We start from the raw sequence: 22,842 nt of genomic DNA on the forward strand, positions 1-22,842 counted from the left end.
GTTGCCCATGACGCAAGATAATGCAACATCAACGGAAAAAGAAATGGGGTACTTAGACCATTTTGCAGAATTGCGAAACCGGCTGTTATGGACTGCCGTTGTCTTTATCGTTTTTTTTATTGTCGGTTTTTATTTCGAGAGCCATATTCGTGCATTCTTTTTACAAGATATAGATATTAACTTACACTTAATGGCGCCAGAAGAAATGCTCTGGATTATCATTATGATTGCTTTTTTGGTTGCCTGTACCATCACGTTGCCATTTCTATGTGTGCAAATTTGGCTGTTTGTGAAACCAGGATTAACGAGACATGAACAACGGACAACGGTTTGGTATATTCCCGTTATCTTTCTTTTGTTTCTTGGCGGTTTGGTGTTTGGTTATTTTATCTTTATTCAGTTAATCTTGCCATTTGTATTATCACTTAATGATGGTATGTTTGATACGGTATTTACGGTAGAGAGATATTTTCGCTTTATGTTTCGAGTAGTCTTTCCGTTTGCGATCTTTTTTGAAATACCTGTTATTACGATGTTTTTGACTAGTTTAGGCATGGTAACGCCAAAATTCTTAAGCAAAACGCGAAAGTATGCCTATTTTATCTTGATTATTATCGGAACGATGATTTCACCGCCAGAGTTTATCACACAAATTGTTGTTGCCATACCACTTATCGTTTTATATGAAATCAGTATTATGCTCTCCCGCATGATCTATCGCAGAAAAGAGAGGCAGCGGCAAGCGTTTATGAAGGAAGGTGAATGATCATGAAGTCTTTTTATCATTTTATGATGCGCTATCGCGGTAATAAACAGCTGGATGATGCACGTAAGCTAGCAGATTGGATGTTCTATGAATCAGGTTTTCCTAAACATTCGAAAGATTATCATGAGATTAGCGAATTTATGGAGTGGCATGCTCCGTTTCCATCTGCCGTAGCAACTTTTGATCAATTATGGAATGAATACGAGGAACAAGAAAGGCCTTGAGCGGGAATGCTCATGGCTTTTTTTAAAAGATAAAAAAGCATAAAACCATTGATATAATAGGATTTGGGACGATTTGACCTTGAATGAATCAGAGTACCAATAAGATGGATTATGTAAAGTAATAAGAAATTCCAAGTAATCATGTTGAACGTTTTTAATGTGCTAGGAAAAATAATGCTCCCTCCTAACAATTATCGCAATCCCTTCGACAGTTCTCGATTCTTCTTATATCAAGAAGAATAATTTGAATCTATAGTAAACTAATAGCTAAAAAAAGGTAATGATTATTCTGCTATTCCTATTATTTCTCACTGGCCTACGACTTCTATGGTTTGCTTTTGTTGAGACAGGAGAGTCCAGTCCAGTTTTAATTCAAGAAGGTCATGGACACATTCAAGAGCAAAACGCGGAAAAGTCAGAGATTTTTCAACTTGAAGGAGAGTGGGAATTTTATCCTGAACAAATAATTGATCCAGAGAAAGTAGAGGATGGAGCAGCATTTCAAAATAAAAAATATACCGTATTCCCGGATCAGTGGTTTTCCTATATAGATAATCAAGCATTCTCCTCAGGCACCTTTCGCATGCAAGCTAGCCTTGATGAAAGTTTTGTGGATCAACCGTTAGCGATTTATATACCAAGGATCCCCTCGGCTAATCATATATATATTAATGGAGAACTGATAGGGAAATCAGGGAATCCATCTATGCTTCGAGAAAGCTTTGTAGCAAATACTTTGCCGTACTATATTATGTTTCAGGTGCATTCACCTGATTTGGATATCGTAGTGCAGGCAAGTGATGATGGCAGAGTATCTAATTTTGGTATACAACCACTCTTATTTGGTTTCACAGCAGATATTCAGCATACCTATCAAATGAATATGCTGTGGAAGGGAATCGTTTTGATTTTTATGCTACTTCTTTTCATTGCAGCTGTTCTCTTATTTTGTATGCAATATAAAACGAAATTAGCATTATATTTCGGTTTGTTGATGATGAGTGCTTCTCTCATGATTTTGTTTGACCCAGATGGAGCCCCTTTATTATCGCTTTTTATCGATGCTACTATACGATCAAAAATAATATTCTTAATACATATTTCCATTGCAACCTCTTTATTGAAATTTATAGAATATTTTTTGCCAGGCTATTTCCCTGCGTTGATTTATCGAATGGTTACAACGATGTATCTGCTATATGGTTTACTGATTATCCTATTACCTATTTCTATTATTTGGGAATATCAATTCTTACTTGGTATCGTGTATTTTAGTTGTCTTTCTATAGTTATTACGCAGATTGTTAAAGCGAATTTAGCTGGAGAACCGAATACATTGTTACTGATACTAGCTGCTATCGCCGTATTAAATAGTATTATATGGTCTACATTAAAGCATGAAAAAAATATGATAATGAATTTTTACCCTTTTGACCTCTTCATTGCTTTGTTTCTATTTGAGTTATTCTGGATTTGCATGTTTTTGAAACATGTAAGGGATGTAGAAGAAAAGAATACCAAATTGCAGTTAGCAAATAAAAGCAGAGATGACTTTTTAGCTAATACCTCCCATGAAATGCGAAATCCATTACATAGTATGATGCATATCGCGCAATATGTGTTGGATAACCCAGCAAATAAAATCACCAATAAAGATCGTGATGACCTTCTCTTATTAATACAGGTAGGAAGAAGAATGTCGATGCTCATTAATGATTTAATTGATCTGTCCCAATTAAAGGAACATCACTTACGATTGGATAAAAAGTCTGTTGATCTTCATGTGCAAATGAAGATGGTTTTGGATATGTTAACGCATGTAGTGGAAGGGAAACCATTACAAATTATAAATCGGGTTGATCCATCCTTTCCTTTATTAGATGCGGACGAAAATCGTTTGAATCAAATATTATTGAATCTTTTACATAATGCCATTAAATTTACTGATGAAGGTACCATTATGGTTCGATCACATGTAGCAAATGATATGGCAGTGATAGAAGTTATTGACTCAGGAGAAGGTATTGAAGCCGATAAGATAGAAAAAATCTTTTTACCATATGAACAAATCATTACAGAATATAATGCCTATCATTCCGGAACAGGGATTGGCTTAGCAATTACGAAGGAACTGATTGAATTACAAGGTGGTACGATTGATGTAGAATCAGAGTTAGGAAAAGGCACCACATTTCGTTTTACACTTGATTTATATCAAGGAAAAAGGGAGAACCTAGAGAATTTAGAAATTCCTACAACAGAAATCATTATGCCAGAAGGGTTGGAAGATGCATCACCTGCTGCTAGTAATCAGAAGCACTTTAAGTTATTACTCGTAGATGATGAAAAGATCAATTTAACTGTGGTATCTAAAATATTAGATCAACATCGGTATGAAATTACTTTTGCTAATAATGGGGAGGAAGCATGGCATTATATCAATAACCAACGATTTGATTTAGTAATAAGTGATGTGATGATGCCAGGCATATCAGGATTTGAACTAACAAGAAAAATAAGAATAAAACACAATTTATCAGAACTGCCAATCCTTTTACTTACTGCTAGAGCACGAGCAGAAGATTTAGAGGCAGGTTTTAAAGCGGGAGCTAATGATTATGTTGTGAAACCTATTGAACCATTAGAATTACGGGCAAGAGTACAGGTACTTACAGACCTAAAAGAAGCTATCTCCGATCGATTAAGTATGGAAGCTGCATGGTTAAGAGCACAAGTTAATCCACATTTTATTTTTAATACTCTTACGTCTATTCTAAGTTTAATGGTAGTTGATAAAGAAAAAATGACGGAATTATTAGATCATTTTAATTATTTTATGCAATCTAGCTTTGCCTTTCAAAATATGGATGAATTGGTTTCATTGAAACAAGAATTGAAATTAGTTGACGCCTATCTTGGTATTGAACAAGCTCGTTTTGGAGATAAAATCAAAGTGAATAAACAAATTGACGTAAAAACAGAGGGCATTTTAATTCCACCACTTACGGTTCAGACATTAGTAGAAAATGCGATCAAACATGGCATATTGAAACGCCAGCAAGGTGGAGAAGTTACTATTCAGGCAGTTTATAGCAAAGGAAAATGTGAAATGAGAATAAAAGACAACGGTGTTGGATTCCAAAAAGAGGTAAAAGAAAAATGGCGTAGTGAGAAAAGGAAACATGGAGTGGGATTATTAAATACGGAAAAAAGATTATTTCAATATATGGGAGAAGGTTTGATGATTGATAGCAGTCCGGATAAAGGAACGATAATTAGTTTCCGACTTCCCGTTGTTAATGATGTAAAATAATGTTTTTAGTCTATAAAACAGAAAAAATAATCCACCTAATACGGACGAGGATGATTGGCTTATTCATCTTGTCGATAGTTCAATAGACAGTTGTATGATTTGAAAAAGTAACAAACTTTAATGAGGATGTGCAGTAATGAAAAATAATATTATTTTTAAGGCAATTTGCTGACAGCGATCATTTGTTCGTGTATAATGATAAGTAAGATTAGAGGAGAAAGGCTGGGAACGTAATGAAGATATTACATACGGCGGATTGGCACTTAGGCAAGATTGTACATGGATTACATATGACTAATGATCAAGCGGAAATGATGCAGCAATTACTAGCTATTATTAAAGAACAAAAGCCAGATATCATTATCATTGCAGGCGATTTGTATGATCGCGCTGTGCCCCCGCGAGAAGCGGTGGAGTTATTGAATGCCTTTTTTACAACGATTACTACAGAATTACATATTCCGATTATGGCGATTTCAGGTAATCACGACAGCCCTGATCGGTTAGGGTTCGGTGCTAGCTTATTTCATGCTAACCAATTGTATCTAGCAACCACAATGGCAGATATTTTTCAGCCGGTGACCTTTACACAGGATGGACAAGATGTGACCTTCCACCTTGTTCCATATGTAGAGCCTGAGCAAGTAAAACACTATTTTCAGGAGTCAGATATCCAGACACATCAGCAGGCTATGGAACGTATTATTCAAGAAATAAAAAAACAAATGAACCCAGAATCGAAGCATGTGCTTGTTGCCCATGCCTTTATTGCCGGAGGAATGGAATCGGAATCGGAAGAACGACTCACCATGATTGGCGGCAGCCCCTATATCGACGTCTCTCTCTTTGATGCCTTTGATTATGTGGCACTTGGGCATCTTCACCAGCCGCAGAAAATCAAGCGGGATACGGTTCGTTACAGCGGTTCTCCCATGAAATATTCTTTTTCCGAAGCCAATCATCAAAAATCGGTGACCATCGTAGAAAGCACCGATACGATCGAGCTAAGCACCATACCTATTAAGCCTGTTAGGGATTTACGTATTGTTGAAGGTTATTTTGAGGAGTTATTGACTGGTAATTCAGAACCTCCTAGTGAAGATTATTTACAGATTCGCCTTCTGGATGATGGAGCTATCATCGATCCAGTTACCAAGCTGCGGCGATTATTCCCTAATATTTTACGATTGGAACGAAAGCAGTATTTCATCCATCAATCTTTAAAAGAGATCGAATCCATCAAAGAAAAACAGCAAATGACGCATGAGCAATTGTTTGCCGCTTTCTATAAAGAAATGAAAGGGGAAGACCTGCCGAAAGAACGGGAGCCTTACGTAAAGGAAGCGATAGATCAGGTTATGCAAGCAGAAAGGGAGAAGTAATATGCGAGCGATAAAATTGGAACTAACGGCATTTGGGCCCTATCGAAATAAACAGGTCATCGATTTTTCGAAACTAGGGGAAGAACCTATCTTTTTAATCACTGGTCCAACTGGAGCAGGAAAGACAACGATTTTTGATGCGATTTGTTATAGCCTATATGGCAAGGCGAGTGGAATGGATCGAGATCAAGAAGCCTTTCGCAGTCACTTTGCTGAAGTAGGGGAGCCAACGTTTGTGCAATTTACCTTCCAGCTTCATGACTCCTTATATTGCGTTACCAGAAGTCCAAAGCAACAGAAGCTTAAGGCGCGTGGTGAGGGCTATACGGAGGAAGTGGCAGCCGCCAGTTTATATCAATGTAACGCGCTCGGTGAGTGGGTATTGCAAAGCTCTAAGATTAAGGACGTCAATGAGGCGATAGAGTCGATGATCGGTCTGGATTACGAACAATTTAAGAAAATGATTATGATCCCCCAAGGTGAATTCAGAAAACTGATTTCGGAAAATAGCCGAGAACGAGAAGAAATTTTGCAGAAGATATTTCGGACGCATTTTTATCAACAGATGACCGAGGCGTTCAAGGAAAAGGCCAGCAAATTAAGCGATGAGATTGCTAAGCTGGATTGGAAATATCAGCAAGCAATCGCTAAGCTGCCATCCGAGTGGATAGATCAAGCGTTGCCTGCGGACGTTACAGACCAATTGGAGGACCGTCTGCGTCAATTGACAGAGCAGAAACAACAGGAAGAGCACATTCAGACAGAGCTAGCTGAGAAATTGCAACGATTACAAGAGGCATATTATCAGATGAAACAGCTGCTTGAAGTTTTTCAACAATATGAACAATTGCAACAGCAACAAGCGGAACTTATTTCAGCTCAGCCAACCGTGAATAAACATCGGGAGGAGTTGGAACTTGCCAAGATCGCTGATCAGGTCTATCCGCTGGAACAACAAGCTAAGGAAAGAGAAGAAGAGCGACAGATACAGTACAAGCAGTTGCAGACCTTAACACAGCAGTATCAACAATCGGAGGAGAACTACCAGGATGTCAAGCGTCGTTATGTGGTAGAGAAAGATCGAGAACAGGAACGGACAGATCTCCAATTTGAGTTGAAGAAACAACAAGAACTTCTGTCACAAATGGACCGGTTTCATCGTTTGCAAGAGAAGCTCCAAACAAGTAAAGTTAAACTGGATCAGGAGGAGAAGGATAGCGCCGAATGGGGAGAACGGCTGGAAAAACTCGATCAATTAAGAAAAAAGATTTATCAGGATAAAGATGAATTACAATTCATCAAAGAGCGAACGTTTGAACTGTTTCAACAACAAGAAAAATATAAGCAAGTCATTCAAATGGTAGCAGAATTTGTACAGAAAGAACGAGAACGACAGGAATTGGGGGAACAGGTTCAGAAAGAAAGTCAGCGTGTAAAGGAACTGCAAAGCAAGCAAAAACAGCAAGAGGAAACATGCCATCATATTGAAATACAGCAGCAAGAACAACTATCCAGTTATTTAGCGACGACACTGACCAGTGGGGAGGCATGCCCAGTTTGTGGTTCCACTACACACCCATCTCCAGCGGAACCAACAGACGCCTTGGTGTTGCAAGATGAGCTGGAACAAGCCAAACAGCGCCTGAGAGATATACAGCAAGAAACCAATCAAGCGGAACTAGCAGTACTTCAGGTAGAACAATCACTTAAAAATAATCAACAGCAAAGACAACACATGGCTGATCAATTAGAATGGCCGGTTACTGATCGTTCACTAGATGACATACAACAGCATGAACAACAACTGGAAGAAAAGCGCCAACAACTAAATGATGAACATAAACGGCTGATGGCAGAACAAGAAACGATCACTACAAGACTATCTGCTAATCAACAAGAAGTAGACCGGTATGATGAGTATAAGCAGCAACAGATGAACATAGAACAGAAACATCAAGCTACTCAGCAAGAGTATCATCAATATGCTGCTGAGTATAAGCAGCTGCAGCAGCAAATGCCAGAGCACATTGATTCAGACCAAGCCTTCCAAGACAAGGTGGCCTCGCTTGAGAAAGAGGTAACCCAACAAATACAAGCTTGGGAGAACATACAATTAGAATTGGAAACTGCCTTGACCGATAAAAACAAAAAAGAGAGCGCCTATCATGAAGCGGTGAAATATGATCGTCAGCTGCAAGAGAAGGCGGAGGCGGCAAAGCAACAGTTTCACCAAACCTTACTAGAATATGGATTCAAAAAACAGGCCGATTATCAGGAGGCGCTTCGATCTTCGCAGGAAAAAGTTCGGTTAGAAGAAGTGATAAATAGACATAATAAACAGAAGGATCTTGTCCAACACCAGATGCAAGAACTTGATAAACAGATTGCTCAAAAGCAAAAACCAGATTTAGCTAAGGCAGACAAGGAAATTCAACAAGTGTCAGCAGAAAAAGAATTGGCAAATGAGCGTTTGCAGCATAGGAAACAACAGTTGCAGCAACTGCAAGAAACGATTGGACAAACCAATCAATTAACCAAAGAAAAAAAGGAACTGGAAAAAGAATACTTGCATGTTGGGGAATTAGCTGATTTGGCGCGAGGTGATAATAGCGCTCGTTTATCATTGGAACGATTTGTTTTGGCTACCTTTTTAGATGAAATTGTCTTACAAGCCAATTTGCGCCTGAGCCAAATGACGGATCATCGTTTTCAGTTATTGCGCAGCGAATCCTTGGCTAAACGTGGAGCTCAAAGTGGGTTAGATTTAGAAGTACTTGATCATTACACCGGTAAACAAAGATCTGTGAAAACATTGTCCGGTGGAGAAGGTTTTAAGACGGCTTTAAGTTTGGCTTTAGGTATGGCTGATATTGTACAAGCACATGCGGGCGGGGTGCAGTTAGACACGCTGTTTATTGACGAAGGTTTTGGAACATTGGATGAGGTATCACTGGAGCAAGCGATTAAATGTCTTAAAGATTTACAGCAGGATCATCGAACCATTGGTGTTATCTCTCACGTAGCTCAGTTAAAAGAAGAAATCAAGGCAAAATTAGTGATTGAAACCTCACCATCTGGGTCCTCCGCAGCTTTTCGGATCGATTGACGGCATGATATGACATGATCTAACAATAAATAACAATTATATGTCAGTTCCTGCGCTTGCCCAGGAAATAATCGAAGTCAAGAGAGATTATTTCCTCTCTTGGCTAATGACCTATAACTTTTTGCAGGTGGGAACATATACTATATAGCAACTAGTGTATGGAAGGAGAATGTCTATGTTTCGACCACCTAATCAACCTCCATTCTTTCAGCAGCAACAGATGCCGCCTCCATCATCCTTTATGTCGCCCTTTCCGAACCAAGGTCCCAGCTCGTTTGTACCGAATCAAGCAGCTAATCCAAGAGGTCTCCAAGGTTTGCTGCAACGATTTTTACCGTCGCGAGGTGCTGCCGGCGCAGCACAATTGCCAGCCAATATAGCGAGCGGTGCTGCCTCAACCGGTTCCGGTCTAACCAATACCTTGTCAAATGTGCAGCAAGTAATGAAGGTTGCCCAACAGGCTACGCCACTCATTAAAGAATATGGACCAATGGTTAAGAATGCACCGAAATTAATCAATATGATGAAGGCATTAAGTGACATTAATAGTGAGGAAGAAGAAGAGGCGGAAGTAACAGCCGAAACTGCGGAAGAAGTTATTCCAATTGCAGAGGACGCAGAAAAGGGGGAATGGGCGGAGCCAGAAGAGCAGACGTCACGCGAATCCCAACCGAAACTTTTCTTCTAAATAAGTAACCAACAAACAGACCACTTGCATTTTTTGCAGGTAAATAGCAGAATAATTAGTAAGAATGTATCGATATAGGAGGCTTTTTTCATGACAGATCAAGCAATAGAAAAAGCAATTTTTGCCGGTGGTTGTTTTTGGTGTATGGTAGAACCTTTTGACCAACAGCCAGGTATTAAACAAGTGATTTCTGGATATACGGGTGGGGATAAACCAAATCCAACTTATGAAGAAGTCTGTACGAACACAACAGGCCATCGAGAAGCAGTCGAGATTACATTTGATCCAACGGTTTTTCCTTATGAGAAACTACTATCGCTTTTTTGGAAACAAATAGATCCTACTGATGCAGGAGGACAGTTCCATGATCGAGGTGAATCCTATAAAACAGCGATTTTCTATACCAATGATCGCCAGAAAAAACTAGCTGAGGCGTCCAAACAGGAACTGGAGGAAAGCGGGAAGTTTAATCAATCTATAGCAACAGATGTCCTACCGGCTAAGACCTTTTATCCCGCTGAAGAAAAGCATCAAGATTATTATAAAAAACAAAGATTTCACTATAAAATGTATAAAAAAGGGTCCGGCAGGGAAGATTTTATCAAACGAAATTGGTCTAAAACGCCAAATAAAGCGGAGTTAAAAGAAAAATTAACACCCATACAATACCATGTGACACAAGAAAACGGGACGGAACGCCCGTTCGATAATGAATATTGGAATAATAATCAGCAAGGAATTTATGTCGATATTGTGAGTGGCGAACCTTTATTTTCCACCACTAATCAATATGATGCTGGATGTGGTTGGCCAAGCTTCACCAAACCATTGAATCGAAACGCTTTAAATGAAAAAATGGATACTTCCCATGGAATGAGAAGGATTGAGGTCAGAAGTGATGAGGCTAATTCCCATCTGGGACACATCTTTGACGACGGTCCTATTGATCAAGGTGGTATGCGATATTGTATCAACTCAGCAGCCTTGCGATTTATCCCTAAAGATGAATTAGAAGAGAATGGACTGGAAGCATACCGAACCATCTTTGAATAAATTCTATAGAAAATAGAGTTGTCCATCAGTGCAGTTTGCTGATGGGCAACATCCATTACTGTAAATGAAAACGATTGATATTATAACATGATCCGGGGGATGTGGTTGGAGACCCTCAGACAATAAAATATGTTTCCAGAAATATGAAAGAGGATGTTTATGCCTTTGCAAATTGGTTATCTTATAATGATGTATACCGTTGGTTTATTGGGTACTGGGTTGTTTTACATTTTACATATACCACTGCCATGGATCTTGGGTCCCTTAATCGCTATATTTACATTAAATTCCTTTATCAAACCTTCCTTACATCAATCAAAGTCGCTTTTACAGTGGAGCTTTCTGATTACGGGGGCCCAAATCGGGACCAATTTCACCGAGGACACATTAGCACAAGTCTTGCCGTACTTTATTCCTTTTTTATTAATGACCGTCATTCTTGTTTTCATCTGTATTAAAAGTGGAGAATGGATGGCTCAATATGCAGAAATTGACCGCACGACAGGTATACTAGGAAGTGTTCCTGGCGGTTTGTCCGTTATGTTGGAAATTAGTGATTCGGTCAAGGCGAATACCGGTATGGTTGCGATTTTCCATACCATTCGTTTAATGAGTGTGTTGATGTTAGTACCTATGTTAGTGATGTTTTTGTTTACTCCTGAGCAAAGCGGAGGTATTTCTTCTGAAGAGGTGATTCCGCTAAATGGTTGGACGATTGCTCTATTTATTGCCTTATTTGGTTTGGCGTATCTCGTTCGTTTTAAAATGCCTGCTCCGTTTGTATTGATACCGATGTTTATCATTGCTATTTTACGAATTATATCCATTCCTGTCAGTGATGTGCCGATTGAAATATACCATGTGGCTCAACTGTCTATTGGCATTCATTTAGGATTATCGATTTCTTTTTCTGATTTTAAAACTATTGGCCGCTATTCTTTTTTATTCTTTTTATTTTCGACAGCGCTCATTGCTATATCTGCCTTATTCGGTTATTTATTATCTCTTTGGTCCAGTCTGACGTTTGCTACGGCAATGCTTAGTTTAGCACCTGGAGGGCTAGTAGAAATGGCAATAACGGCCCATGAAGTAAACGCAGATCCTGCCATTGTTGGTTCCTTACAATTAATTAGGATGTTGTTTATCAGTTTGATTCTTCCTTTTGTGTTGAAAAAGGTGTTCACACAACATAGTAGTCAATAATATTATTATGTAAACTAAAATGAAAAAGCTCTTGTAATCAGCCAAATATATGTTTATGATAAAGGTGGGGAGGGATAATAGATGATTCACCATGGTTGGGAAAACAATGAGACCTTGAAAAAAGTAAAATGTATACACACTAACGCAAAAAAATATAAAGTGGATTCGGTATTAACAGTAGGTAATTTATATGAAGTCAAAAATGAAACGGATGAATTTTATTTTATCATAGATAATACCAATCGCATGGCTGGCTTCAAAAAAGATTATTTTGCGGATGCCTAATGTTTATTCAAAGAAAATAAAGGGAAAATTAAGTAATAAAACATATTTTTAGTAATAGATTCTCCATAGGAGCTGATGAAATGAAAAGAATTCTATTAATTCGACATTGCCATGCACCAGGGCAGCATAGTGATTCCCCGTTATCGAAGAATGGTATTAAACAAGCCCATGCATTATCGTGGAAGTTGGAAAATATGAGTTTCCAAATAGATCGTATTATTTCCAGCCCTTATTTACGTGCCCAGGAAAGTATTAAACCCTTTGCGGAGAAACAGCATGTGGATATTGAGATAGATGACCGGTTAAAAGAACGTATCCTAAGTGAAGAGCCGGTAGATGACTGGATGGATATACTAGAGGAATCTTTTCAAAATTCACACTTTAAATTACCTGGTGGAGAATCATCCACAGAAGCATATGATCGTGGAGTAGCAGTCTTAAACACTTGTATCCAAGATGAAACGAGCGAGAATATTGCGATCGTCACCCACGGTAATTTACTGGCACTGATGTTAAGAAAGTTTCGTGTTGATTTTGGTTTTCAAGAATGGAAAACATTAACAAATCCTGACATTTTCCTAATCCAACGCATCGGTGGAGAGTTTATTACAGAAAGAATATGGGACGATACCAAAAGTTATGACTAAATAACTTGCAAACTCGACAAATTGAGCTATAATGGTATTCGTTTTTACGAAAATATGATAAGATAAACATATGTCAAGCTACATAGAGAGTTAGTGTAAAGGAGGGACAGTCATGGCATTTATTATTACTTCACCTTGTGAGGCTGAAAAATCAGGCGAATGTGTAGAAGTTTGCCCTGTTGATTGTATAGAGGAAGGCAAAGATATGTTTTATATCGATCCGGATATCTGTATTGATTGCGGTGCATGTGAAGCGGTATGCCCCGTTGAAGCAATCTATATGGAAGACGAGGTACCGGATGAGGAACACGAATATATTGCACTGAACCGCAAATTTTTTGAAGAAAAGTAAGATTTTTCAATATGCTTCGAAAAGAAACATTCATAAAGACGACTGCACATATTCTTCAGAAGGTGCAGTCGTTTTTATTTATTATTATAACCTTTTTGCTAGACATAATGAAGATGGGGCTGTCATCAGTTGGGTCTGGTAGATAAAATATTGAAACTATTTGCTCGTTTTTTTCGTATAGTTCGTATAGATGGATGAGAGATTTTTTAGGGGGCAATACGCATGATGAAAAGATTATGGATCGTCACCGCCTTAGTGGTGTTAGTGAGTTGCGCAAATCAGTCAGAAGAAGATGTCGAGACAAAATCTCGTGATTTGCTTTCTTTACTTGCAGATGGTTCCTATCAAACGCTAGTGGAGGATTATTATGCAGAGACACTTCAGGAGCAATCAACTGCGGCTGACTTACAACATAGTTGGGAAACAAATAAAGGAGACAACTTTATCGAATTAGGTGAACTGAATGCAACTACGCAACAGGATTATACGATCATAGAAACAGAAGCAAGATTTGAAGAGACGTCAGTACATATCAGATTAACGTGGAATGAAGATGAAAAGCTGCAAGGAATATACATACAAGCGAATACACAAGAGGTGGAGAAGAGTCAGCCTCCGGAAGATGTAACCGAGGAAGAAATCGTCCTTAACCAAGGGAAGGCGTATGAATTGTCTGGTAGGATAACTATGCCGACAAAGACAGATGCAGAAAGTCCGATTCCTGGTGTAGTGTTGGTGCATGGTTCTGGGCCCTCTGATATGAATGAGGCCATCTATGCTTATCAACCATTCCAAAATATAGCTTACGGCCTAGCAGAGCAAGGAATAGCTGTTCTGCGTTATCACAAGCGTACCTATCAATACGGAGAAGAGTTGATGGAAGACGTGGGGAATAAGCTTACGGTCCAGGAAGAAACGATAGATGACGCAGTGGAGGCAGCAAAGTTGTTACAAGAGGATGAACGAATCGATCGAGTATACATTATCGGGCATTCACTCGGTGGCATGCTAGCCCCGCGCATCGGTCAGCAGGCAGAAACGGAAGGTCTAGTAATACTGGCAGGTTCTCCACGATTCTTTTGGGAAATCATTTCGGACCAACAGTTAGCAGCTATCCCATCAGACATGGATGAAGAAGAAAAAGCACAATATGTTAAGGAAATAGAAAAACAAAAAGAACTTGCTTCTAGTATGCTGGATGTGTCGGATGAAGCAGCTGCTCAACAGGAAATTTATGGAGTAAGCGGTTATTATTTAAAAGAAATGGCACAATATGACGCAGGACAAATCGCATTAGAATCAGACAAACCTCTATTGATTTTACAAGGTGAAGCGGATTTTCAAGTTAGTATGGAGCACGATTTCTCCGAATGGCAGGAGCTGATGCACAATCACTCATTAGCTACGTTAAAAAGTTATCCTGAATTAAATCATTTCTTTATCGAATCACAGGGAGAACAGCAAGGAACTGTTCAAGAGTACACCATTCCAGATCATGTAGATGAACAAGTTATTTCCGACATAGCCGAGTGGGTATTTCAACAAGGAGGGTAAAGCATGAAAAAAATCATTTGGGTATTATGCATAGGGTTATTTACGCTTGTGGCATGTAATGATGACGATGATACAGTCATATTATCATCAGATGAAGAGGAAGAGCAAACAAATGAAGAGATAGCTTCAGCAGATCAAAACGAAGACGTACCAAGTGAGGTAACAATGGCTGCTGATTCTTTTCTATCATCCTTTGTCCATGAAGAATTTGACGCGGCAGCAGAGAATTTAAGCGCGGAAGTGAGCGCTGAATTAGGTTCTACTGAATTGCAGCAGTTATGGCAGCAGCTTAAGGAACAATATGGTGATTTTATTGATTATGAATACCAACAATCGCAACAAGTAAATGGTTTTTATGTGCAGAGCTATGCAGGACTATTCTCAGGTGAAGAAATTACCTTCGAGGTGACGGTAGATCAAGCTGATCAAATAGCGGGTTTTTATTTGAAATAAGCGTAAAGCCAAAGAGCTGATTCTCTTTGGCTTAACCTTTAATACCAAACGATGTAAACCCAGGATCGCCTTTAAGTTTAGTCACATCTGCCTCTTGCACCTTGGCAAATCGTGAAGGGCCTTGTTTGATTTGGGTAATAAAGTTTTTCATATCTTGATCATCAGCCGTTGCCTCGATTAAGACACTGCCATCATCCTCATTCCTTACCCAGCCGAACACGTGATGTTCCATGGCTAGTTGCTGGGTAAAAAAACGAAATCCTACACCCTGCACTCTTCCTCTAACGTGTATACGCACATATTTCATTTTAATCACCTCTATTTACATGATATCATAGTTAAAAAGCTAGCAAAAAGAGAAAGGGTAGATGAATGTGAAAAGGCTTTCTTATGCAGGGTTAGTTGATTTTAAAATAGGCCATGCGACCAATGAACAAGCATTAACCGGCTGTACGACGGTGATTTGTCCGGAAGGTGCTGTTGCAGGCGTAGATGTAAGGGGTGGCGCTCCAGGCACAAGGGAAACAGATCTCTTGCAACCAACGAATACCGTGGAACAAGTCCATGCTGTATTTCTTGCTGGTGGGAGTGCTTTTGGGTTGGAGGCAGGCTCTGGAATCATGCGCTTTCTAGAAGAAAAACAAATTGGTATGGATACTGGAGCGGCTAAGGTTCCGATTGTACCAGGTGCTATTTTATTTGACCTTGGTGTGGGAGATGCTCGTATTCGTCCGGATCAAGCATTAGGGTATCAAGCGGCTTTAAACGCTTGGGAAAACTCATTTGAAGTGAGCGGTGGTAATGTCGGGGCAGGTACTGGTGCCACAGTGGGTAAATTGCTTGGTGAAGATTATCTGATGAAATCAGGCATAGGGTATGCTGGACTTCAAGTAGGGGAAGTGCAACTAGCAGCCGTTGTCGCCGTAAATGCTATCGGTGATATTTTTGACCCTGCCACTCATACCCAAATAGCTGGTCTCTATGATCGAGAGAAAAAGCAGTTATTAAACACGAATGATTGCCTGACAGCCCAATTCGAACAGGACGGTACAGTGGCGAATAGAGACAATTCTGGCAAAAATACCACTATCGGCGTCGTCATGACCAATGCTAAGTTAACCAAATCACAAACAAATAAAATAGCCCAGCTTGCCCATAACGGTATAGCACGCACGATTCAACCTGCCCATACAGCGATGGATGGTGACACCTTGTTTGCGATGTCGAGCAGCAGAGTTGATGCACCAGTTGATTTGGTCGGAATGCTGGCAACGAGGGTGGTTGAATCAGCCATCGTCCATGCTGTTAAAGAGGCGGATGCCGTCGGTAATATTCCTTCTTATCATTCCATAGGTTTTTAACTTGCTTCTCCCTTTGTGAGTCTAGTTAAAGAAAATAGGTGCCAACATCTCATACCTAAGGGAATGACAGACATATACCACAAAAACATTGTACTTCTTCCTATTTCATGATAAAGTAAATCGTAATGATTACGTTTTTTACAAGTGAAAGAAGGTATATATATGTTTAAATGGATCATCATTGGCGGGGGGATGCAAGGGAGTTGCATAGCTTCCCGGCTGCTTGAAGAGAAAAAGGTGGAGAAAGAAGATCTATTAATCATTGATCCGCATCAACAACCATTAGCAAGGTGGATAACCATTACGGATAAGATTGGAATGGAATATTTACGTTCCCCTTTGGTTCATCATTTAGATAAAAATCCCTACAGTTTAAAGAAATATGCAACGGCACATGACTATGCGGCTGCCTTTAAAGGTCAGTACAAAAGACCGCGTTTAGATATGTTCAATCAGCATAGTTTAGATTTATTTAACAAAACTGGAGTAATGGAATGCTGGCTGCAAGGAGAAGTAAATGGACTCACGTGGACAGAACAGGGCTGGAAGGTTTGTGTATCGGATGGTCATTGTTTCTTTAGTGAACAGGTGATACTAGCTGTTGGTGTAAATCACATCCCGCATTATCCAGTATGGGCAGAGGAATATAAAGGAACCAGCTCCATTAGTCACATCTTTGAAATGCAGCATAACCTTCCAGAAACAGGGGATGTTGTAGTGGTGGGCGGTGGAATGACGGCTGCACATCTGGTATATGCCCTTACCCAAAAAGAAACAATCAACTCGGTTACCATGATCAAACGCCATCCGCTCCGCATTCACCATTTTGATAGTGACCCAGGCTGGTTGGGACCTAAATATCTCAATAAATTTGAAAAGCTAACCAGCTATAAAGAAAGACGAACAGTTATACAAAAGGCAAGAAATAAAGGCTCGATCACCAAAGATTTATTAATCAAATTGAGAAAACAGGAAACGTTAGGGAATCTTTGTATATACACGGGCAGTATTCAAGGGGTACAGGAAGAGGCAGAACAATGGCAACTTTGGTTGGAAAATGGTGAGAGATTAAAAGCAAGTTCTATCTTGTTAGCTACTGGTGCAGCCATTGAAAGACCGGGGAAAAACTGGCTGGACTCCGTGATAAAACAATTGCAGTTGCCATGTGCACCGTGTGGATTTCCGATTGTTCCAGCTTCCCTTGAATGGAAAAATGGGCTTTATGTGGCAGGGCCATTGGCGGAACTGGAACTTGGTCCGATTTCTAGAAATATTTCCGGTGCAAGGAAGGCAACCGAGAGAATATTACAACAAGCATAAGAAAAACAGACGAAAGAGGCTGATCATTCATCAGTCTCTTTTTTGATCATTGTGCTAACACGATCTGTAGAGCAGCCGCTTAAGATGCCAGAAGATCAAAGAAGCTAAGAGGGGGCAACAGATGCTAAATATCCTGGTTAGTCTTGCTTTATTAGCATAAGAGAATAATAATACTTCTGTTGATAAACTTGTAGAGAATCAAGCAGGTTTTGGTCTGACTCTTCTTAATCATAGAAAACTACTTTCTGTAAAGATGATCTTATCAGCATGCTTATTTACGCGATGATAATGAACTGCTTCCAATCTATCCACATATTGGCATGTGTTTGCAGCCTTACGTCACTTGACTACAAGAATATTTGTTCGTATAATAAAAACACAAACACTTATTCGTATTAGGAGAGAGTACAATGTCACGGATGATCATGATGGATTATACAAAAGAGCCACGCAGGGATATTTTATGCATTGATGTCAAATCATTCTTTGCAAGTGTTGAAGCAGCTGAAAGAGGGGAGGACCCTTTGCATGCCCGAATTGCCGTGGTCTCCAAACCAGCTAATCAAGGAGGATTAGTTTTAGCATCATCCCCTTTAATCAAACAAGAATATGGTGTGAAAACAGGTACTCGAATATATGAAATCCCTAAACAAGCGAATATTCAAATAGTAGAGCCGCGAATGGCCTTGTATCTGGAAAGAAATTTAGCCATTATGCGTATCTTTAAACGCTATATTCCCGAAGAGGATCTGCTGGTTTATTCGATAGACGAATCACTTCTCGATGTAACGAAATCACATAAGTTATTCGGCAGTACGTTCAATATCGCCAAGAAAATTCAAGATGATGTAAAGCGAGAATTAGGGTTAGTATTGACAGTAGGAATAGGTGATAATCCGTTGTTAGCAAAATTGGCTCTTGATCATCAGGCCAAACATGATAGAATGAATGATTTTATTGGAGAATGGCATTATGAAGATGTACCAAATACCGTGTGGAAAATAGAAGCACTACAAGATTTTTGGGGGATAGGGGCGAGAACAGCGGCCAGCTTGAATCGGATGGGTATTCAAAATATTTATGATTTGTCCCAATATAGTATCGATCGATTAAAGGCCAGATTCGGTGTCATTGGAGAACAACTCTTTTTTCACGCTCATGGTATCGATCGAACGTTGTTATCCGACAAGTATACACTCCAAAGTACATCCTTCAGCAAAAATCAGATACTCAACAGTGATTATCTGGTGAAGCATAACATAGAAGTGGTGATTCGGGAGATGACAGACGAGAATGCAGCAAGACTCAGAAAGCACAAGTTGACGACCGCTGTAGTAAAACTATCGATTGGATATTCAAGAAACAGCCTACAAAGTGGTTTTAATCATCAAATGAAGATCAACGCCACTGATTCATCCAAGAAATTGAAAGCGTACATGCTGCAAATTTTTCATAAATATTATCAGGAACATATCCCTGTAAGAGTGATTAATGTCACCTTTGGGAAGGTTCGTCCGAAACAATCATTGCAACTCAATTTGTTCGAACCAGCCGAAGAAACGATGGAAAGGGAAGAACTGGATAAAGCTATCGATTCTGTTAGAGAAAAGTATGGCTATACGTCTTTGTTACATGCTTCCAGTTTATCAGAAGGGGGGATGGCCAAATATCGGGCTACCTTACTTGGAGGTCACAGATCTGGAAAGGAAGAGTGAATATGGAACCGACATCGATCACACGCATCACTCCGGAACAATTGGGCTATAGAGACAGAGGTATTGTGAAGTGGCTCGGCATGATGCTGTCCGATCACTCAGAGGCGCTAAAGAAAGAGAAAAACAAGCTAGAAGTGAAAGCGAAAGAAATGATGACAGAAGAGGAAGTAGCCATGGTATTGCAGCAAGCTTTTGCAACGAAATCACCTGTTTTGATTCAAGCTAACACGATTCGAGATGGCAATTATTATAAAGATGTAGAGTGCAAAGTTGCTGGGTACGCTGAAAATCAGATATATCTATGTTTAAAAGATGGCCGGGTAACTAGTTGTACCCTAGAGGAAATAAGAAATATTGAATGGATGAATCCTCTTAATTGGTATGATAACAGAAATAACGAGGTTTAAAAGGTAGGCCGTTCTCAAAATTTAAATTAGTATAAGATGCGTAACGATGGCGGGTTATGTTACCATAAAGTAACTATCCGTCCATCTCACTATAACATTTAGGGAGATGGACCTCGTGAATCAACGGGAGGGAGCTATGCAAATTATTGCGCAACAACCATACGTAAAAATTGTTCGTCAGGTTCGTTCATTAGAACAAAAGGATGTAGAAGAACAGCGTTATTTATACCTTTATCCAGACAAGATTGTTACTAAATATCGGGAATTTCCCATCGAGAACGTTCTGGATATGTCCTATCGTTTTTCTGGAGACAGAGGTTTGCTTTATCTACACACACTTCAAGGGGTCTATTCTTATATTATTAAATCTTCACCACAATCGTTTGTCGAGGCATTTAAAGCTCGAACGGAAAGTACAATCTATCCTGCTAAGAGGTAAAGCGATGGGAAATGAGGTTTTTGATCCTCCTTTGTCGTAAACTTTTGTCCCTCTGTGCATAAGCTGATGTTAGAGGTGATGAAAATGGTGTATCTGAATCAGCAAAAGCCTATTTATGCGGAAAAGATACAAGGCGCTTCGTCCAATCAGGAAATATTTACGTATAAACATGCTAGTGAACAAGAGCGAAAGCAGTTGGAAATGCAGCGAGAGTCTGCAGAATTGTTACGAGGTCTCCAGCGAGAAGTGTACGCAAAAAAACAGCAGTTGAAACGTATGGAGAAAAGCTTAAAAGAGATAGACAAAAATAAAAAGCATAACCAACAGCTGCAAGAAAAAATAGTTCATCGCTTAGATTTGCTGGATGACCATGCCGAAGCTAAAAACAAACAATGGCTCGATGTTCTTGCCACACAAGAAATGGCAAAACAAGAAGCGAAAGACTTCAAGGATAATCAAATATTAATGCAGGCTAAGCTTGAAAAAATCGAACGAGAGAACAAAAATAATGCAGAAAAACAGCAGAATAAACTGGATGAAATCTATCATCAAACAAAACAACGAGAAGAAGCGTTTACTAAACTGCATGAAAGGCTCGATAAGCATGAGGCATGGCTGGAGAAATTGATGCGGCAAGTGCATGATTTAAGGGGTATTATTTATGAAAGAGCAGATGAAATCATCAAAAAGCTAGAAAAAAGCATGCACTTATTTGGTAGTAAGTGGAGTATGATGCAGCGAAATGATACAACGTCTTCTAAAGAGACTAGCAAACAATGAGAAAGCGAAATGCAGTTGAGAAAACAACAGCTCTAATAGATAGCTGTTGTTTTCTTGTATCCCAATTCGTAATGCCAGTTGGATGGCATAGGTAAGTACACCAAAGTCGTTACCAAACGGCGACAAACTAAATTTTGTTCCTCCCATCCTTCGTTTTCAGCCCTAGATCTGCGCTTCAGTAGTAATTTTCATCCTTGCAAGCCTTCCGAGACATGTTCACCGAGATCCTGAGAAGCAAGCGAAAGGTATTCGAGCACCTTGACCTGTAAATTACGCTGTACTCCACTCAATGCCGTGACAAGATTGGAGATAAGATGGGATTTTCCTACTTGTGATAACGATTGATAGAAATCCCCTGCTTGTGAAAAATCATCTTGTTTTGCGATGTCCGCGCGCACGAGTTTACCTTCCACATATCTGCCTTCACCACTAGTCTGTAAATCGCTTGGGCGCCAATACTTTTGCGCATTCACCGGCACCTTACGGAATCCTGGGCCGATACGATAACGCTGTGAATCCCAGTATACATTCGCTCGTCCTTGTAGAATCTTATCATCCGACAACTCTGCCCCATCCAATAAGTTCGATGGAGAGAAGGCAATCTTCTCGACTTGCTCCATATAGTTTTCTGGATTGCGGTTCAGTACCATTTTTCCGACAGGATGTAAGGGGTACTTCTTTTCATCCCACACCTTGGTGTCGTCAAGCGGGTTGAATAGAAGTTGTTCTGCCTCCCGCGGATCCATCACCTGCACGTATAAACCGTATTGCACGGACTTCCCACTTGCAATCGTTTGGAAGAGATCTTCACCGGCGTAATCAGGATTGATTGCTGCAATTTTTTCGGCTTCCTCACTTGTGATGTATTCGACACCGTCAAATGGCATCCACAGGTATTTAATGTAGTGACGTTTCCCTTCCAAATTTCGCCATACATACGTACTGACACTGTGACCGGGAATTCGCCGCAAGCTTTTAACCGTACCGTGATCAGAATAAAGACGGACGATAAAATGAATAGATTCGGGATTACGGGCGACAAATTTCCAAAGCAGATTTGGGTCCATTAAATTGTTCCGCGGTGATGGTGATAATGCTGCGATACTTTCTGGAAAACGCATTGGATCACGTAACAAAAAGACCGGGATATGGTTGCAAATCAAATCAAAGATTCCGTCGTCTGTATAAAATTTGGTTGAAAATCCACGAATGTTTCGTGAGGTATCTGGTGTACCTTTATTGCTAGCCCCGAGTGAAAAACGAACAGCAACAGGAACGGTTTGCCCAGCCTGTTGAAGAAAAGGCAGTTTGGTATATTCACTCATGTCATGCAATGTTTCAAAATAGCCAAAGGCACCAAATCCTTTTACATGTAAAGGGCGCTCCACAATTTTTTCGTGAACAAACGTTTCCAACTTTTCATGCAATATGTTATCTTGCTCCAGGATAGGACCATTCTTGCCAATCGTTTGTGCAAAAAATGGAGCGGAGTGATCCAATTGCTTGTTTTCTTTTGCTTTTTGAGAATTGGGAATATTTCTCTCTTTATTATCGTTCATTGCTACCTCCTCGTAAAAAAATGATCTACATTCTATGGTTATGAATGAGGCTTGTTTCAATATGCATGATGTGCAAAGAACAATCGAAGGAACGAAAAGATTGATGGCATAATGGGAGTAAGTCTAAACATCTCGCGACATTTTATGTTAAATCAAATGGTTGACAAAAATAGATAGTCGATATATAATTTATCTCGAGTTAAAGATATATGAATTCAAGATATTTAGAGAGAAG

21 protein-coding genes are annotated in these 22,842 nt (G+C 39.6%); 19 read left to right on the top strand and 2 right to left on the bottom strand.

What is annotated here, in order from left to right:
* The first annotated feature begins 7 nt into the window (after positions 1-7).
* The 13 genes from tatC (at position 8) to E0E32_RS12885 (ending at position 15,026) form a co-directional block, all read left to right on the top strand.
* Positions 8-766, top strand: a complete 759-nt coding sequence (gene tatC / locus E0E32_RS12825) for a twin-arginine translocase subunit TatC (RefSeq protein WP_066193324.1) — start codon at positions 8-10, stop codon at positions 764-766.
* 2 nt (positions 767-768) lie between these two features.
* Entirely contained in the window at positions 769-990 is a 222-nt protein-coding gene (locus tag E0E32_RS12830; RefSeq protein ID WP_066193328.1) for a YozE family protein, read from the top strand.
* 280 nt (positions 991-1,270) lie between these two features.
* Positions 1,271-4,303, top strand: a complete 3,033-nt coding sequence (locus E0E32_RS12835; RefSeq protein ID WP_130859898.1) for an ATP-binding protein — start codon at positions 1,271-1,273, stop codon at positions 4,301-4,303.
* Positions 4,304-4,536: 233 nt separating this feature from the next.
* Positions 4,537-5,685: an exonuclease SbcCD subunit D gene (locus E0E32_RS12840; RefSeq protein ID WP_130859899.1), complete on the top strand. Its 1,149-nt coding sequence runs from the start codon at positions 4,537-4,539 to the stop codon at positions 5,683-5,685.
* 1 nt (position 5,686) lies between these two features.
* Complete coding sequence (locus E0E32_RS12845) at positions 5,687-8,791, top strand: AAA family ATPase (protein WP_130859900.1); 3,105 nt, start codon at positions 5,687-5,689, stop codon at positions 8,789-8,791.
* Positions 8,792-8,966: 175 nt separating this feature from the next.
* Positions 8,967-9,479: a VrrA/YqfQ family protein gene (gene vrrA, locus E0E32_RS12850; protein WP_066193339.1), complete on the top strand. Its 513-nt coding sequence runs from the start codon at positions 8,967-8,969 to the stop codon at positions 9,477-9,479.
* A 90-nt stretch (positions 9,480-9,569) separates the two neighbouring features.
* Positions 9,570-10,532 carry a peptide-methionine (S)-S-oxide reductase MsrA gene (gene msrA, locus E0E32_RS12855; protein ID WP_130859901.1) on the top strand — a complete coding sequence of 321 codons (963 nt, stop codon included), beginning with the start codon at positions 9,570-9,572 and terminating at the stop codon, positions 10,530-10,532.
* Between the two features lie 159 nt (positions 10,533-10,691).
* Entirely contained in the window at positions 10,692-11,735 is a 1,044-nt protein-coding gene (locus E0E32_RS12860; RefSeq protein WP_066193343.1) for an AbrB family transcriptional regulator, read from the top strand.
* Between the two features lie 81 nt (positions 11,736-11,816).
* Complete coding sequence (locus tag E0E32_RS12865) at positions 11,817-12,020, top strand: DUF6501 family protein (protein ID WP_066193345.1); 204 nt, start codon at positions 11,817-11,819, stop codon at positions 12,018-12,020.
* Positions 12,021-12,100: 80 nt separating this feature from the next.
* Positions 12,101-12,667, top strand: a complete 567-nt coding sequence (locus tag E0E32_RS12870; protein ID WP_066193347.1) for a histidine phosphatase family protein — start codon at positions 12,101-12,103, stop codon at positions 12,665-12,667.
* A 112-nt stretch (positions 12,668-12,779) separates the two neighbouring features.
* Entirely contained in the window at positions 12,780-13,019 is a 240-nt protein-coding gene (locus E0E32_RS12875; RefSeq protein WP_066193349.1) for a ferredoxin family protein, read from the top strand.
* Positions 13,020-13,241: 222 nt separating this feature from the next.
* Complete coding sequence (locus E0E32_RS12880) at positions 13,242-14,573, top strand: alpha/beta hydrolase (RefSeq protein ID WP_130859902.1); 1,332 nt, start codon at positions 13,242-13,244, stop codon at positions 14,571-14,573.
* A gap of 3 nt (positions 14,574-14,576) precedes the next feature.
* Complete coding sequence (locus tag E0E32_RS12885; RefSeq protein ID WP_130859903.1) at positions 14,577-15,026, top strand: DUF3887 domain-containing protein; 450 nt, start codon at positions 14,577-14,579, stop codon at positions 15,024-15,026.
* A gap of 31 nt (positions 15,027-15,057) precedes the next feature.
* Here E0E32_RS12885 and E0E32_RS12890 read toward each other — a convergent pair whose 3' ends face one another.
* Positions 15,058-15,333 (bottom strand): acylphosphatase, encoded by a 276-nt coding sequence (locus E0E32_RS12890; protein ID WP_066193352.1) that lies wholly within the window; start codon positions 15,331-15,333, stop codon positions 15,058-15,060.
* A 61-nt stretch (positions 15,334-15,394) separates the two neighbouring features.
* On the opposite strand from E0E32_RS12890, the gene E0E32_RS12895 reads away from it, so the two are divergent.
* From E0E32_RS12895 to E0E32_RS12920, 6 genes are all read left to right on the top strand, one after another.
* Positions 15,395-16,387: a P1 family peptidase gene (locus tag E0E32_RS12895; RefSeq protein WP_187374482.1), complete on the top strand. Its 993-nt coding sequence runs from the start codon at positions 15,395-15,397 to the stop codon at positions 16,385-16,387.
* Positions 16,388-16,549: 162 nt separating this feature from the next.
* Entirely contained in the window at positions 16,550-17,707 is a 1,158-nt protein-coding gene (locus tag E0E32_RS12900; RefSeq protein WP_066193354.1) for an FAD/NAD(P)-binding protein, read from the top strand.
* Positions 17,708-18,117: 410 nt separating this feature from the next.
* Positions 18,118-19,422: a Y-family DNA polymerase gene (locus tag E0E32_RS12905; RefSeq protein WP_078060128.1), complete on the top strand. Its 1,305-nt coding sequence runs from the start codon at positions 18,118-18,120 to the stop codon at positions 19,420-19,422.
* Between the two features lie 2 nt (positions 19,423-19,424).
* Positions 19,425-19,829, top strand: coding sequence for a hypothetical protein (locus E0E32_RS12910; RefSeq protein WP_130859904.1), 405 nt, complete (start codon positions 19,425-19,427; stop codon positions 19,827-19,829).
* Positions 19,830-19,965: 136 nt separating this feature from the next.
* Entirely contained in the window at positions 19,966-20,268 is a 303-nt protein-coding gene (locus tag E0E32_RS12915) for a hypothetical protein (RefSeq protein WP_130860199.1), read from the top strand.
* Between the two features lie 54 nt (positions 20,269-20,322).
* The gene (locus tag E0E32_RS12920) at positions 20,323-21,048 is read left to right on the top strand and encodes a hypothetical protein (RefSeq protein ID WP_165445028.1); all 726 of its coding nucleotides are present in this window, start codon (positions 20,323-20,325) and stop codon (positions 21,046-21,048) included.
* Positions 21,049-21,236: 188 nt separating this feature from the next.
* Here the strand turns inward: E0E32_RS12920 and E0E32_RS12925 are convergent, their stop codons facing one another.
* Entirely contained in the window at positions 21,237-22,607 is a 1,371-nt protein-coding gene (locus E0E32_RS12925) for a catalase (RefSeq protein ID WP_066193362.1), read from the bottom strand.
* Positions 22,608-22,842: the final 235 nt, after the last annotated feature.

This window comes from Gracilibacillus phocaeensis, from assembly GCF_900626275.1.
Classification (GTDB): Bacteria; Bacillota; Bacilli; order Bacillales; family Amphibacillaceae; genus Gracilibacillus; species Gracilibacillus timonensis.